The 15,084-nt window shown below is 68.5% G+C and carries 12 protein-coding genes; 1 reads left to right on the top strand and 11 read right to left on the bottom strand.

The genetic code is table 11. The annotated features are described in order from the left end of the window. Positions 1 to 158: 158 nt before the first annotated feature. Positions 159 to 1,871 (top strand): ABC transporter family substrate-binding protein, encoded by a 1,713-nt coding sequence (locus ACFV6D_RS09330; protein WP_380559012.1) that lies wholly within the window; start codon positions 159 to 161, stop codon positions 1,869 to 1,871. Positions 1,872 to 1,894: 23 nt separating this feature from the next. On the opposite strand, the gene ACFV6D_RS09325 is transcribed toward ACFV6D_RS09330, so the two are convergent. From ACFV6D_RS09325 to ACFV6D_RS09275, 11 genes are all read right to left on the bottom strand, one after another. Beyond that, a complete protein-coding gene (locus ACFV6D_RS09325; RefSeq protein ID WP_063347953.1) occupies positions 1,895 to 2,944 on the bottom strand; it encodes an ABC transporter ATP-binding protein in 1,050 nt (349 codons plus the stop codon). 158 nt (positions 2,945 to 3,102) lie between these two features. Continuing rightward, positions 3,103 to 4,260 (bottom strand): ABC transporter ATP-binding protein, encoded by a 1,158-nt coding sequence (locus ACFV6D_RS09320; protein WP_380559010.1) that lies wholly within the window; start codon positions 4,258 to 4,260, stop codon positions 3,103 to 3,105. Continuing rightward, positions 4,250 to 5,302 carry an ABC transporter ATP-binding protein gene (locus ACFV6D_RS09315; RefSeq protein ID WP_063347954.1) on the bottom strand — a complete coding sequence of 351 codons (1,053 nt, stop codon included), beginning with the start codon at positions 5,300 to 5,302 and terminating at the stop codon, positions 4,250 to 4,252. The genes ACFV6D_RS09320 and ACFV6D_RS09315 overlap by 11 nt, the downstream gene beginning before the upstream one ends. A 16-nt stretch (positions 5,303 to 5,318) precedes the next feature. Beyond that, positions 5,319 to 6,233 (bottom strand): ABC transporter permease, encoded by a 915-nt coding sequence (locus ACFV6D_RS09310; RefSeq protein ID WP_063351165.1) that lies wholly within the window; start codon positions 6,231 to 6,233, stop codon positions 5,319 to 5,321. Positions 6,234 to 6,309: 76 nt separating this feature from the next. Then, positions 6,310 to 7,236 (bottom strand): ABC transporter permease, encoded by a 927-nt coding sequence (locus ACFV6D_RS09305; protein WP_063347955.1) that lies wholly within the window; start codon positions 7,234 to 7,236, stop codon positions 6,310 to 6,312. A 117-nt stretch (positions 7,237 to 7,353) separates the two neighbouring features. Then, the gene (locus ACFV6D_RS09300; protein ID WP_380374694.1) at positions 7,354 to 8,979 is read right to left on the bottom strand and encodes an ABC transporter substrate-binding protein; all 1,626 of its coding nucleotides are present in this window, start codon (positions 8,977 to 8,979) and stop codon (positions 7,354 to 7,356) included. Positions 8,980 to 9,151: 172 nt separating this feature from the next. Next, positions 9,152 to 10,168, bottom strand: a complete 1,017-nt coding sequence (locus tag ACFV6D_RS09295; RefSeq protein WP_063347957.1) for an ABC transporter ATP-binding protein — start codon at positions 10,166 to 10,168, stop codon at positions 9,152 to 9,154. After that, complete coding sequence (locus ACFV6D_RS09290) at positions 10,161 to 11,213, bottom strand: ABC transporter ATP-binding protein (protein ID WP_063347958.1); 1,053 nt, start codon at positions 11,211 to 11,213, stop codon at positions 10,161 to 10,163. Before ACFV6D_RS09290 ends, ACFV6D_RS09295 begins: the two co-directional genes overlap by 8 nt. Before the next feature lie 19 nt (positions 11,214 to 11,232). Continuing rightward, positions 11,233 to 12,177: an ABC transporter permease gene (locus tag ACFV6D_RS09285; protein WP_063347959.1), complete on the bottom strand. Its 945-nt coding sequence runs from the start codon at positions 12,175 to 12,177 to the stop codon at positions 11,233 to 11,235. Beyond that, entirely contained in the window at positions 12,170 to 13,096 is a 927-nt protein-coding gene (locus ACFV6D_RS09280) for an ABC transporter permease (RefSeq protein WP_063347960.1), read from the bottom strand. Before ACFV6D_RS09280 ends, ACFV6D_RS09285 begins: the two co-directional genes overlap by 8 nt. Positions 13,097 to 13,236: 140 nt before the next feature. Next, positions 13,237 to 14,874, bottom strand: a complete 1,638-nt coding sequence (locus ACFV6D_RS09275) for an ABC transporter substrate-binding protein (protein ID WP_063347961.1) — start codon at positions 14,872 to 14,874, stop codon at positions 13,237 to 13,239. Positions 14,875 to 15,084: the final 210 nt, after the last annotated feature.

The following is a 15,084-nucleotide window of genomic DNA, read 5'->3' as shown; positions in this document are numbered from 1 at the left end:
CCCGACCCACATATACTTAAAACACCCCCGCCCTTCACCACCCCCCCCCCCATGGGGGGCGCGGCCCCCCACCCGCCCCCCCCCTCGACAACTCCCCCTCCCGGTCAGCAAGATGTGACGCCACACCTTCCGCCACAGCCACCTCGGGGAGCACGCCGATGAGCCGCCGCCTCCAGCACCGGACGGCCCTGCTCGCCGGTCTCACCGCCCTGTCGCTCTCACTGACGCTCTGTTCGTGCGCCTCCGGCCAGGGCGGCGCCGCCGCGGACGGGCCGTCCGCCACCGGGGCCCCCAAGCTCACCTCGATCGACGTCAACCCGCGCGAGCGCTCCCAGCTGCGCCAGGGCGGCACCCTGCACCTGGCGATCGCCCAGTTCTCCCGCCAGTGGTCGCCGATCCAGACCGACGGCAGCGAGTCCTCGACGATCAGCGTCAGCAAGCCGCTGCTGCCGACCTTCTTCCGCTCCGACGCGGCCGGCACCCAGACCGTCAACCCGGCCTACCTGCAAGACGCCCACGCGGAGCTGCGGGACGGCCGGCAGGTCGTCGTCTGGACGCTCAACCCGAAGGCCCACTGGTCCGACGGCACCCCGATCACCTGGCGCGACCTCGAAGCCAACTGGCGCGCGCTGAACGGGAAGGACCCGGCCTACCGGCCCGCCAGCAACACCGGCTTCGAACAGGTCTCCTCGGTCGAGCGGGGCAAGGACGACTTCCAGGCGGTGATGACCTTCGACCGGCCGTTCTCCGAGTGGCAGTCGATGTTCAACGGCGCCGCCAACGCCCCGCTGCTGCCCGCGAGCCGGCTCGCCACCCCGGAGCTGTTCAACTCCGCCTACCTGGACGCGATCCCGGTCACCGCCGGCCCGTTCAAGGTCGAACGGCTGGACCGCGCCGCCCAGACCATCACCCTGGTCGCCGACCCCGCCTGGTGGGGCGACAAGCCGATGCTGGACCGGATCGTCTTCCACGCCATGCTGCCCAACGCCATGGCCCCCGCCTTCGCCAAGGGCGAGATCGACCTCTTCAACAACGGCCCGGACGTCGCCGGCTACCAGACCATCAAGAGCACCAAGGGCGCCGCCGTCCGCCGAGCCGGCGGGCCCGACTTCCGCCAGCTCACCCTCAACGCCCGCACCCCGGCGCTCAGCGACGCGACCGTCCGCCAGGCCGTCTTCCAGGCCATCAACCGGGACGCCGTCATCCGCTCCGACCTGAACGGCCTGGACTGGCCCGCCGCCCCGCTCAACAACCACCTGCTGGTCGCCAACCAGAACGCCTACCGGGACAACTCCCTCGGCCTCAGCCGCTACGACCCCGCCGAGGCCGCCCGCAAGCTGGACGCGGCCGGCTGGCGGCTCGACGGCGACGTCCGCAAGCGCAACGGCCGCGAGCTGAACCTGCGGATGGTCATCCCGGCCGGCGTCACCCAGGCGCAGAGCGAGGCCGACAGCGCCACCAGGACGCTCAAGGACATCGGCATCAAGGTCACCACGGTCACCGCCGCCGCCAACGAGTTCTTCGACAAGTACGTCAACCGCGGCGACTTCGACATCACCGCCTATTCGCTGCTCGGCACGCCCTTCCCGGCCAGCGGCAACCGCGCCGACTTCGTCCAGAACGGCGGCACCAACCACGTCGGCGCGGGCAGCCCGGCGGTGGACGCCGCCCTCGACCGGGCCGCCGCCGCACCCGACGCGGCCACCGCCTCCGAGGCGATCAACCAGGCCGACGGCGAGCTGTGGAAGGTGGCCGGCGTGCTGCCGCTCTACCAGCGCCCGCAGCTGTACGGCGCCCGCGCCAACCTCGCCAACATCGGCGCCCAGGGGCTGTCCGACATCGTCTGGGAGAACGTCGGCTTCGAGCGGTAGGCGGCGGCGACGCCCCGGCGCCCTCAGCCGTGCAGGGTCTCCCGCCAGAAGTGGCAGGCGCTGCGACGGCCCGGCAGTTCGGCGCCCTCGGCGTCCACCACCGGTACCAGCGGCGGGAGTTCGCTCAGGCAGCGGTCCTGCACCCGGTTGCAGCGCGGGTTGAACGCGCAGCCCTGCGGGACCTCCAGGAGGCTGGGCGGCAGGCCCTTGATGGCGTGGAGGTTCTGCCCCTTCTGGTCCAGCCGGGGGATCGAGTCGAGCAGGCCCCGGGTGTACGGGTGGGCGGGGCGCGCGTACAGGTCGCGCACCGGGGCCGTCTCGACGATCCGGCCCGCGTACATCACCGCGATCGTGTCCGCGACGTCGGCGACCACGCCGAGGTCGTGGGTGATCAGGATCAGCCCCATGTGGAACTCGTGCTGCAACTCGGCCAGCAGGTCCATCACCTGGGCCTGGACGGTGACGTCCAACGCGGTGGTGGGCTCGTCCGCGATGATCAGGTCCGGCTCCATGGAGAGCGCCATGGCGATCATGATGCGCTGGCGCATGCCGCCGGAGAACTGGTGCGGGTAGTCGCCGACGCGCTGCCTGGCCGCCGGGATCCGCACCCGGTCCATCAGCTCGATGGCCCTCTCCCTGGCCTCCTTGCGGCTGGCGCCGCGGTGCACCTGGAACATCTCGCCGAGCTGGTAGCCCACGCTGAGCACCGGGTTGAGCGAGGACAGCGCGTCCTGGAAGATCATCGCGATCTTCTGGCCCCGGACGAACCGCCGGGCCTTGGAGCCCATGGTCAGCAGGTCCTCGCCGCGGTAGAGGATCCGCCCGCCGGTGATCCGCCCGGGCGGCACGTCCAGGATGCCCATGATCGCCTGCGCGGTCACCGACTTGCCCGAACCGGACTCGCCCAGCACCGCCAGCGTCTCCCCGGCCGACACCGAGTAGCTCACCCCGTTGACGGCCCTGGCCACGCCGTCCCGGGTACGGAACTCGACGTGCAGGTCGTCGACCTCCAGCAGCGGGGTCCCGGGCACCAGGTCCTCCCGACCGCCGCCGATCACCTCCACCATGTCCATCCGAGCAGCCCTCCCCCAGCGCGGCAGCGAGCACCTATACGCGCAGAGCAACTATCAACGACCCGACCCCACTTGCGGAATTGCACGGCACGTCTCTTTTCCATCACAAGAAAGGGCGCACCCCCGGTGCGGGGGCGCGCCCTGGATCCCGCGAGCCGCTAACCGGGCCCGGCATCCCCCTGCCCAGCCTCACGCTCCGCCGCGCTCTGCCCAATCTCGCGCTCCGCAGCGCTCTGCCCAATCTCGCGCTCCGCAGCGAAGTGACACGCCGAGTCGTGCCGGGCCGCCCCGCCCAGCCAGGACGGCGAGGCGAGCAGCGGGATCTCGGCCGCGCAGCGGTCCTGCGCCTTCCAGCAGCGGGTGCGGAAGCGGCAGCCGGACGGCGGGTTGGCCGGCGAGGGCACGTCCCCGGTGAGCACGATCCGGTCCCGCGACTCCCGGGCCGTCGGGTCCGGAACGGGGACGGCGGAGAGCAGCGCCTGGGTGTACGGGTGGGTGGCGTGGTCGTAGATCTCGGCATCGCTGCCGATCTCGACCATCTTGCCGAGGTACATCACGCCGACGCGGTCGGAGATGTGCCGGACGATGGAGAGGTCGTGCGCGATGAACATGTACGAGAGGTTGAACTCGCCCTGCAGCTTGTCCAGCAGGTTGATCACCTGCGCCTGGACGGACACGTCCAGCGCGGAGACCGGCTCGTCGCAGATGATGATCTCCGGCTTGAGCGCCAACCCCCGTGCGATGCCGATGCGTTGGCGTTGCCCGCCGGAGAACTGGTGCGGGTAGCGGTTGATGTACTCGGGGTTGAGCCCGACCACGTCCAGCAGGTCCTGGACGGCCTTGCGACGGTCCCCCTTGGGCGCCACCTCGGGGTGGATCTCGAACGGCTCCCCGATGATGTCGCCGACCGTCATACGCGGGTTCAGCGAGGTGTACGGGTCCTGGAACACCATCTGGATGTTGCGACGGACGGCCTTCAGCGCCGACCCGGACAGCCGGGAGATCTCCTCACCCTTGTAGCGGACCGATCCCCCGGTGGCCGGCTCCAGGTTCATCAGCACCTTGGCCAGCGTGGACTTCCCGCAGCCGGACTCGCCGACGACGCCCAGCGTCTCGCCCTGCCTCAGGTCGAAGGAGACCCCGTCGACGGCCTTCACGGCGCCGACCTGCTTCCTGAACAGCACGCCCTTGGTCAGCGGGAAGTGCTTGACCAGGTCCCGGACTTCGAGGATCGGCTCGCCGCGCGGCACCTCCTGGGCGAAGGCGGCCTCCTCCGGCACCGCGGCGCCCAGTGCGCTGGACCCGTTAGCGGCCATGGAGGGTCTCCTTCCAGAAGAAGCAGGCGCTGCCCCGCCCGGCCAGCGGGGCTCCGTCGTCCTCGGCGACCGGGTACAGCTCCGGCACCTCGGCCCGGCAGCGGTCCTGCGCCCGCGGGCAGCGCGGGTTGAAGGCGCAGCCCTGGGGGATCCGCAGCAGGTTGGGCGGCAGGCCCTTGATGGCGTACAGCTCCTGGCCCTTCTGGTCCAGCCGCGGGATGGAGTCCAGCAGGCCGCGGGTGTACGGGTGCGCGGGGCGCGCGTACAGGTCGTGCACCGGGGCGGTCTCGACGATCCGGCCGGCGTACATCACGGCGATCTTGTCCGCGACGTCGGCGACCACGCCGAGGTCGTGGGTGATCAGGATCAGGCCCATGTGGAACTCCGCCTGGAGCTCCGCGAGCAGGTCCATCACCTGGGCCTGCACGGTGACGTCCAACGCGGTGGTGGGCTCGTCCGCGATGATCAGGTCCGGTTCCAGGGCCAGCGCCATGGCGATCATGATGCGCTGGCGCATGCCGCCGGAGAACTGGTGCGGGTAGTCGTTCACCCGCTGCTTGGCCGCCGGGATGCGCACCCGCTCCATCAGCTCGACGGCCTTCTCCTTGGCCTCCTTGCGGGACGCCCCCCGGTGGGCGCGGAACATCTCGCCGAGCTGGAAGCCCACCGTCAGCACCGGGTTGAGCGAGGACAGCGCGTCCTGGAAGATCATCGCGATCTTCTGGCCGCGGATCCTGCGCCGCTCCTCGTTGCCCATCTTCAGCATGTCCCGGCCGCGGAAGCGGATCTCCCCGCGCGGGATCCGGGCCGGCGGCATGTCCAGGATGCCCATGATCGCCTGCGCGGTCACCGACTTGCCCGAGCCGGACTCGCCGAGCACCGCGAGCGTCTCCCCCGCCCGGACGCTGTAGTCGACCCCGTTGACCGCCTTGGCCACGCCGTCCCGGGTGACGAACTCGACGTGCAGGTCGCGGACGTCGAGCAGCGGCCCCTCGTACGACGCGGCCCGCTCGGACCTGGTGGCGTCCACGGCTGTACTCACGTTGCGCTCCCCTCGCTCAGCGAAGCTTCGGGTCGAGGGCGTCGCGCACCGCGTCGCCCAGCATGATGAAGGCCAGCACGGTGACGGAGAGCGCCACGGCCGGGAAGAACAGCACGTACGGCGCCGTCCGGATCACCTTCTGGGCGGAGGAGATGTCGATGCCCCAGGAGATGGTCGGGTCCTGCAGACCGATGCCGAGGAAGCTCAGCGTCGCCTCGGTGGCGATGTAGCCGCCGAGCGCGATGGTGGCGACGACGATCACGGGGGCGATGGCGTTCGGCAGGATGTGCCGGAACATCAGCCGCCCCGTCCCGGCGCCGAGCGCCCGGCCGGCCACCACGTAGTCGGACTGTTTGACGGTCAGCACGGCGCCGCGCATGACGCGGGCGATCTGGGTCCAGCCGAGGAAGGCCAGCGCGATGACCACGCTCCACACCGTGCGGGTGGTGAAGGCGTTCAGCAGCACCAGGGCGCCGAGCAGCAGCGGGAGGCCGAAGAAGATGTCGGTGATCCGGGAGATCACCGCGTCGACGGCGCCGCCGAAGTAGCCGGCGACCATGCCGGCCAGTCCGCCGAGCACGGTGACCGCCAGGGTCACGCAGATGCCGACGGTGATCGAGGCCCGGGCGCCGTACACCACCCGGGCGTAGATCGACCGGCCCTGCCCGTCGTAGCCGAACCAGCCGGCGCCGAAGAAGTCCGTCCAGTCCGGCCGCCTGAGGTAGTCGTGGATCAGGTCGGCCTTGCGCGGGTCGGCGTCGGTGAACGCCCAGGGGAAGATCGCCATGACGACCAGCAGCAGGATCAGCACGGCGGAGATCAGGAAGATCGGCCGCCGGCGCAGGTCCCGCCAGGCGTCGCCCCAGAGGCTGCGGGCCTCCTCCCGCTTGGCCGGGTCGGGCTCGACCAGGGTCTCCTGCTCGACCGCCATGCCCTGCTCCCCGGCGTAGTCGAGGTGTGAGACCCCGGGCTTGGGGTGCGGCTCGTAGGAGTTCTCGTCGTGGATGTCAGGCATAGCGGATCCTCGGGTCCAGGACCGCGTAGAGCAGGTCGACGAGCAGGCTGGCGACGAGGTAGACGATCACCAGGACGGTCACGATGCCGACCACGGTGGGGCCTTCCTTCTGGTTGATCGCCCGGTACAGGACGTTGCCGACGCCCTGCACGTTGAAGATGCCCTCGGTGACGATCGCCCCGCCCATCAGGGCGCCGAGGTCGGTGCCGAGGAAGGTGACCACCGGGATCAGCGAGTTGCGCAGCAGGTGGCGGGAGATGACGGTCCGCCGGGGCAGGCCCTTGGCGACCGCCGTGCGGATGTAGTCGGCCCGCAGGTTCTCGCCGATGGACGTCCGGGTGAGCCGGGCGACGTACGCGAGCGAGAGCGAGCCCAGCACGATCGCGGGCAGGATCAGCTGGGAGAGGTCGGTGGAGTCCTGCACCGTCGGAGTGACCCAGCCGAGGTTGGTGGCGAAGATCGTCTGCGCGATGTAGGCCAGCACGAAGACCGGGATCGAGATCACCACCAGGGTGAGGATCAGCACCAGGGTGTCCTGGATGCTGCCGCGCCGGAGGCCGGAGGCCATGCCCAGGGCGAGGCCGAGGACCACTTCGAAGACGAAGGCCATCAGCGCGAGCCGGATGGTGACCGGGAAGGCGGTCGCCATGATCTCGGAGACGGGGCGGCCGGTGAAGCTCGTCCCGAAGTCCCCCTGGAAGAGGTTCCCCATGTAGTGCAGGTACTGCTTCCAGACCGGCTGGTCCAGGAAGTACTTGTGCTTGATGCTGGCCACGATGGCCGGGTCGGCGGCCTTCTCGCCGAACAGCGCCGACACCGGGTCGCCCGGCAGCGTGTAGACCATCAGGAAGATCAGCAGCGTGGTGCCAAAGAACACCGGGATCATCTGCAGCACCCGCCGCAGCACGTAACTGCCCATCCGAGCCTCCTTCCTAGACGTGCCCTGGGTGCACGGCCGGCCGGGGACGGTCGGCCGGGAGGGCCGGGCCCCGCCCTCCGTGCGGGAAGGACGGGGCCGGCGCGAGGGGTCGGGGGATCAGCCCTTGACCTCGACCTGGGTCCAGGCCGGGTTGCCGAAGGAGTCGAACTTCACGTTCTGCACCTTGGTCGAGTAACCCGAGTTGGTGCGGTAGTACCAGAGCGGGATGGCCGGCATCCCGCTCGGCAGCACCGCCTCGGCCTGCTGGTAGCCGGTCACCGTGTCGGCGACGCTGGCGGCCTCGTCGGCCTTGGTGGCCGCCTGGTCGAACTGCGGGTTGCTGTAGCCGAAGTCGTTGGACGCGGCGCCGGTGCGGTACACGTCGGACAGGAAGTTGGCGTTCAGCGGGTAGTCCTGCACCCAGCCGGTGCGGAAGGCGCCGTTGACCTGGTGCCCGGTGATCGCGGCGCGCGCGGTCTTGAAGTCGGGCTTCGGGTCGCCGAGGCACTCGACGCCGGTGCTCTGCCGGATCGAGTTGCAGACCGCGTCGACCCACTCCTTGTGGCCGCCGTCGGAGTTGTAGGTGATCAGCAGCTTGTTGCCGGGGACGCCGCCGCCGTCGCTGATCAGCTGCTTGGCCTTCGCCGGATCGAACTTGCAGAAGTCGCCGCAGGCGCCGTCCTTGTAGCCCTCGACGCCCTCGGCCACCCAGGCGGTGGCCGGCTTGCGGGAGTTCTGCAGCACCGTCTTGGTGATGGTGTCGCGGTCGATCGCCATGGACAGGCCCTGGCGCACCTTGGCCTTGTCGGGCGCGGCCCAGTCGGCCTGGTAGAGGGTGAAGCCGATGTTCTGGATGGCGCCCTGCGGGGCGTCGATCGCCCGGTCGCCGAGGTCGCTCTTGTACGTCGCCAGCGCGGACGGCGGCACCTGGTCCATCACGTCCAGGTTGCTGGACTGGAGGTCGGCGTAGGCGGCCTCGGACGTGGTGTACATCTTGAAGACGATGCCGCCGTTCTTCGGCTTGTCGACGCCCTGGTAGTCCGGGAAGGCCTTGGTGACGACCTCGGAGTTGTGGTTCCAACTGACGAACTGGTAGGGGCCGTTGCCCACCGGCTTCTGCCCGTACCCGGTCGGGTCGTTGAAGAAGGCGTCCGGCAGCGGGGAGAAGGCGATGTAGCCGAGCTTGTACTCGAAGTACGAGACCTTGTTGCTGAGCTTGACGGTGAAGTGCAGGTCGTCGACCACGGTCAGGCCGGACATCTTGGTCGCGGTCGGCTGGCCGCTGACGGGGTGGACGTTCTGGTAGCCCTCGATGTCGGAGAACCAGGAGCTGTTGATCTGGTTGTTGCTGGTGGTCGCGCTCCAGTTCCAGGAGTCCACGAAGTTCTTGGCGTGCACCGGCGTGCCGTCGTGGAACTTCCAGCCGTCCTTCAGCGTGACGTCGAAGGTCTGGGAGTCACTGGTGTCGATCTTGTCGGCGACCTGCATCCGGATCTTGGCGGTGGCGGGGTCGTAGTCGACCAGCCCCTTGAAGAGGTTCTGGATGATGCGACCACCGCCGACCTCGTTCGCGTTGGCGGGCTGCAGCGGGTTCTGCGGCTCACTGCTCTGGTAGCTGAAGCTCTTGCTGCTGTCCGACGAGCTGTTGCTGCTTCCGCCGCCGCCGCTGCTGCACCCGGTGGCCACCAGGGCCACGGATGTCGCAGCGGCGAGGACCCAGCGAGCACGGGCGGCTACGGGCATGGAGGTCCCTCCTCGTGGTGTGTGTCGCATCACACCCCATGAGAAGCGCGCCCGGTCGACGGCGCGAGTCGAATGCACCCGGACGGGTGCGTTGAGCGCCCCGTGAGTTGACGGAACGACGGAAGGGCCCGCGGCGCGAAGCCACGGGCCCTTCCGGGGATGCCACGGGGAGTCAGGCGGCGGCCGGCTCCCGGACCTCGGCGAAGTGACAGGCCGAGTCGTGCGCGGCCGGGCCCTTCAGCACCGAGGGCACCGCGAGCAGCGGGATCTCCTCGGCGCAGCGGTCCTCCGCCTTCCAGCAGCGGGTGCGGAAGCGGCAGCCGGACGGCGGGTTGGCCGGCGAGGGGATGTCACCGGTCAGGATGATCCGATCGCGGTTCTCGCGCGCCGTCGGGTCCGGCACCGGCACCGCGGAGAGCAGCGCCTGAGTGTACGGGTGGGTGGCGTTCTCGTAGATCTGCTCGTCGGTGCCGATCTCGACCATCTTGCCGAGGTACATCACGCCGACGCGGTCGGAGATGTGCCGGACGATGGAGAGGTCGTGCGCGATGAACATGTACGACAGGCCGAAGTCGCCCTGCAGCTTCTCCAGCAGGTTGATCACCTGCGCCTGGACGGACACGTCCAGGGCGGAGACCGGCTCGTCGCAGATGATGATCTCGGGCTTGAGCGCGAGACCGCGGGCGATGCCGATGCGCTGGCGCTGGCCGCCGGAGAACTGGTGCGGGTACCGGTTGATGTACTCCGGGTTCAGACCCACGACGTCCAGCAGGTCCTGGACGGCCTTGCGGCGGTCGCCCTTGGGCGCCACCTCGGGGTGGATCTCGAACGGCTCCCCGATGATGTCGCCGACGGTCATGCGCGGGTTCAGCGAGGTGTACGGGTCCTGGAACACCATCTGGATGTTCCGGCGGACGGCCTTGAGGGCCTGGCCGGACAGCTTGGAGATGTCCTCGCCCTTGAACAGCACCTGGCCGGAGGTGGCCCGCTCCAGGTTCATCAGCACCTTGGCCAGCGTGGACTTGCCACAGCCGGACTCGCCGACGATGCCGAGCGTCTCGCCCTTCGCCAGCTCAAAGGAGATGCCGTCGACCGCCTTGACCGCGCCGACCTGCTTCTTGAAGAGGATGCCCTGGCTCAGCGGGTAGTGCTTGACCAGGTCCCTGACCTCCAGGATGGGCTCAGCCATGGAGGGTCTCCTTCCAGAGGTGGCACGCGCTGCGGCGGCCGGTGAGCTCCTTGCCGTCCTTGTCCGCCACCTGGTGCAGCGCCGGGATCTCCGTGCGGCACAGGTCGGTGGCGACGTCACAGCGGGGGTTGAACGCGCAGCCGGCCGGGACCTTCAGCAGGTTCGGGGGCAGGCCCTTGATCGCGTACAGCTCCTGGCCCTTCTGGTCCAGGCGCGGGATGGAGCGGAGCAGGCCCTTGGTGTACGGGTGCGCCGGGTTGGCGTACAGGTCGTGCACCGGGGCGGTCTCGACGATCCGGCCGGCGTACATCACGGCGATCTTGTCCGCGACGTCGGCGACCACGCCGAGGTCGTGGGTGATCAGGATCAGGCCCATGTTGTACTCGGCCTGGAGCTCCGCGAGCAGGTCCATCACCTGGGCCTGGACGGTGACGTCCAGGGCGGTGGTGGGCTCGTCCGCGATGATCAGGTCGGGCTGCATGGAGAGCGCCATGGCGATCATGATGCGCTGGCGCATGCCGCCGGAGAACTGGTGCGGGTAGTCGCCGACGCGCTGCCTGGCGGCCGGGATGCGCACCCGGTCCATCAGCTCGATGGCCTTCTCCTTGGCGTCCTTCTTGGAAGCGCCCTGGTGCACCCGGAACATCTCGCCGAGCTGATAGCCCACGCTGAGCACGGGGTTGAGCGAGGACAGCGCGTCCTGGAAGATCATCGCGATCTTCTGGCCGCGGATCCTGCGCCGCTCCTCGTTGCCCATCTTGAGCATGTCCTGGCCGCGGTACAGGATCTCGCCCTGCGTCACCTTGCCGGGCGGCATGTCCAGGATGCCCATGATGGTCTGGGCGGTCACGGACTTGCCGGAGCCGGACTCTCCGAGCACGGCGAGCGTCTCGCCGGCCGCGACGGAGTAGTTGACGCCGTTCACGGCCTTCGCGATGCCGTCCCGGGTGTGGAACTCCACGTGGAGGTTCTTGACCTCCAGCAGCGGGGTGCCAACTTCGAGTCGGCCGCTCTTCTGGTTGTTGTTCTCGATCACGGTGGTCATCGGGTCGTCACCTCTTCTCTCAGCGGAGCTTCGGGTCGAGGGCGTCGCGCACCGCGTCGCCGAGCATGATGAAGGCCAGAACCGTGAGGCTCAGCATTCCGGCGGGGAAGAACAGGGCGAACGGAGCAGTCCGGATCACCTTCTGGGCGGTGTTGATGTCGATGCCCCAGGAGATGGTCGGGTCCTGCAGACCGATGCCGAGGAAGCTCAGCGTCGCCTCGGTGGCGATGTAGCCGCCGAGCGCGATGGTGGCGACGACGATCACGGGGGCGACCGCGTTCGGCAGGATGTGCTTCCACAGGATCCGGCTGGTGCCGGCGCCGAGCGCCTTGGCCGCCGTCACGAAGTCGGCCTGCTTGATGGTGATGACCGAACCGCGCATGACACGGGTCATCTGGGTCCAGCCCAGGGCGACCAGTGCGAACACCACGCTCCAGATGGTGCGCGAGGTGAAGGCGTTGAGGATCACCAGGGCGCCGAGCAGCAGCGGGATGCCGAAGAAGATGTCGGTGACCCGGGAGATGATCGTGTCGACCCAGCCACCGAAGTAGCCGGCCAGCATGCCGGTGATGCTGCCGAGGATGGTCACACCCGCGGTGACGCAGATGCCGACGACGACCGAGGCACGGGCCCCGTAGATCACCCGGGCGTAGATGCTGCGGCCCTGGAGGTCGTAGCCGAACCAGTCGGCCTGGAAGAAGTGGCTGTAGTTCGGCTTCGTCAGGTAGTGCGCGCGCAGGTCGCCGGCGCGCGGGTCCGCCGAAGTGAACAGCCCGGGGGCGATCGCGATGACGATCAGCAGCAGGATCAGCAGCGCGGAGATCACGAAGATCGGCTTGCGGCGCAGGTCGTGCCAGGCGTCGGAGCCGAGGCTGCGGGCCTTCTCGGGCTTGGCCGCCGCGGTGTCGGCGGCGCGCTGGGCCGGGATCTCCTCGGCCGTCTTCTTCTCGGTCAGGTCAGGCATAACGGATCCTCGGGTCCAGGACCGCGTAAAGCAGGTCGACGATCAGGCCGGCGGCCAGGTACACGAGCACCAGGAAGGCCACGAAGCCGGAGACGGTCGTGCCCTCCTTCAGGTTGATCGCGTGGAAGAGCGCGTTACCGACACCCTTGACGTTGAAGATGCCCTCGGTGACGATCGCGCCGCCCATCAGGGCGCCGAGGTCGGTGCCGAGGAAGGTGACCACCGGGATCATCGAGTTGCGGAGCAGGTGGGTGCCGATCACCTTGCGCCGCGGCAGGCCCTTGGCCACCGCGGTGCGGACGTAGTCGGCCTTGATGTTCTCGGCTATGGAAGTACGGGTGAGGCGCGCCACGTACGCCAGCGACAGCGAGCCGAGCACGATGGCCGGCAGCATCAGCTGGGTGATGTCGTTCGAGTCCTGGACGGTCGGCGTGACCCACTTCAGGTCGTCCGCGAAGACCGTCTGGAAGATGAAGCCGAGCACCGGAACCGGGATCGAGATCAGCAGCAGGGTCATGACCAGGGTGCCCTTGTCGAACGCCTTGCCCCGGCGAAGACCGGCGAACAGGCCGACAGAGACGCCCAGCACGATCTCGATGATGAAGGCCAGCAGCGCCAGCCGGACCGTGACCGGCAGCGCCTCGGTGATCACATCGAGCACCGGCCGTCCGGCCAGGGTGGTTCCGAAGTCACCGGTGAGCAGTTTCCCCATGTAATCGACGTACTGCTCGTACCACGGCTTGTCGAAGCCCATCTGGTGGGTCAGTGCGGCGAGCTGGGCCGGGTCCGGCGCCTTGTCGCCCCACATCGCGGCCACCGGGTCACCCGGCAGCAAGTGCACCATGACAAAGATGAGCAAGGTCGTTCCGAAGAAGACCGGGATCATCTGGAGCAGTCGCCTCGCGACAAAGCGCCCCATCGTGCCTCCATGTATGACTCTGCCGGGCCCGTCATCCCGGCCAGAGATAAGTCGGCGTGCCAACGGCCGGTGCCAGTCCTCGCCCTTGTGGGGATGGACGGGCACCGGCCGTTGTCACCGGGTCAGGCGGTGCCGACCGATTACTTCTTCTTGACCTCGACGTCGGTGTAGACCGGGTTGCCGAAGGAGTCGAACTTCACGTTCTGGACGTTGTTGGACCAGCCGGAGCTGGTCTTGTAGTACCAGAGCGGGATGGCCGGCATGTCCTTGGCCAGGACGGCCTCGGCCTGCTGGTAGAGCTCCGCGGTCTTCTCGACCGAGGTGGCCGCGTCGGCCTCCTTGGAGAGCTTGTCGAACTCCGGGCTGGAGTAGCCGGCGTCGTTCGCGGCGGCACCGGTGCCGTAGACGTCGCGCAGGAAGTTCGCGTTCAGCGGGTAGTCCTGCACCCAGCCGGTACGCATCATGCTCGACACCTGACGCTTGGTCACCAGGTCGCGCGAGGTCTTGAAGTCGGGCTTCGGGTCACCGAGGCACTCGACGCCGGTGGCCTGGCGGATCGAGTTGCAGACCGCGTCGACCCACTCCTTGTGACCGCCATCGGAGTTGTACAGGATGGTGATCTTGTTACCGGGGACACCGTTGCCCTCGGCGATGAGCTGCTTGGCCTTCGCCGGGTCGTACTTGCAGGCGTCGCCGCAGCTGCCGGCCTTGAAGCCCATGACGCCGGGCGCCACGAACGCGTCGGCGGGCTGACGCGTGCCGTTCAGCACGGTCTTGGTGATGGTGTCACGGTCGATGGCCATCGACAGGCCCTGGCGGACCTTGGCCTTCTCCGGAGCGTTCCACTCGGCGTTGTACAGCGCGAAGGAGATGTTCTGGATGGCGCCCTGCGGCTGGTCGACCGCGCGCTTGCCCAGGTCGTCCTTGTACTTGGGCAGGTCGGTCGAGTCGACCTGGTCCAGGACGTCGAGGGTGTCCGACATCAGGTCCTTGTACGCGGCCTCACCGGAGGTGTAGTTCCGGAAGACGATGCCGCCGTTCTTGGCCTTGTTGACGCCCGCGTACTTGTCGTAGGCGGCCAGGGTGATGGCCTTGTTGTGCTCCCACGAGACGAACTTGTACGGGCCGTTGCCGACCGGCTTCTGGCCGTAGCCCGCCGGGTCGGAGAAGAACCCGGTCGGCAGCGGGTAGAAGGCCGAGTAGCCGAGCTTGTACGTGAAGTACGAGACCGGGCTGGTCAGCTCGATGGTGAAGTGCGTGTCGTCGACGACCTTCAGACCGGACATGGTGTCGGCGGTCGGGTCACCCTTCTCCGGGTGAACGGCGTCGTAGCCGACGATGTCGGAGAACCAGTCCGAGTTGATCTGGTTGTTCTTGGTGTTCGCCGACCAGTTCCAGGAGTCCACGAAGGACTTGGCCGTCACCGGGGTGCCGTCGTGGAAAGTCCAACCGGACTTCAGCGTGACGGTGTAGCTCTTGGAGTCAGTGGTCTCGATCTTGTCGGCCACCTGGTTACGCAGGGCGCCGGTGGCGGGGTCGTAGTCGACAAGGCCCTGGAAGAGCTGCTTGACGATGCGGCCGCCCTGGTTCTCCATGGCGTTGGCCGGCTGCAGCGGACGCTGCGGCTCGCCGCTCTGGTAGCTGAACACGCCCTGGGCGTTGACCGCAGCGCCATCGGAGCTGCTCCCACCGGTGGAACCGCCACTGCTACAAGCAGTCGCGGCGAGGGCGACCGCAACAGCTGCGACAACCCACTTGGCCTGGCTCCCACCACGCATCGGTGTGCCTCCTGAATTCGACGTTGCAACGAGGAGGGCACTGCGGACGGGTGTTACCTGGCCCGCTGTGCCGTCCGCGCTCGTGGTTTCGGCGCGCACCCCTGCGCGTCACCCTTGACCCGAGCCTGACTGCACCCACTATCCGTCACGCACGGACACGAAAGTGACCAGTGACGATCTCAATTAGGTCACATGAACAGTCGGTAAGTT

It is taken from the genome of Kitasatospora sp. NPDC059812, assembly GCF_042732075.1.
GTDB lineage: Bacteria > Actinomycetota > Actinomycetes > Streptomycetales > Streptomycetaceae > Kitasatospora.
Note: the sequence above shows the minus strand (reverse complement) of the source record. Positions and strands in the feature narration are given on the sequence as shown.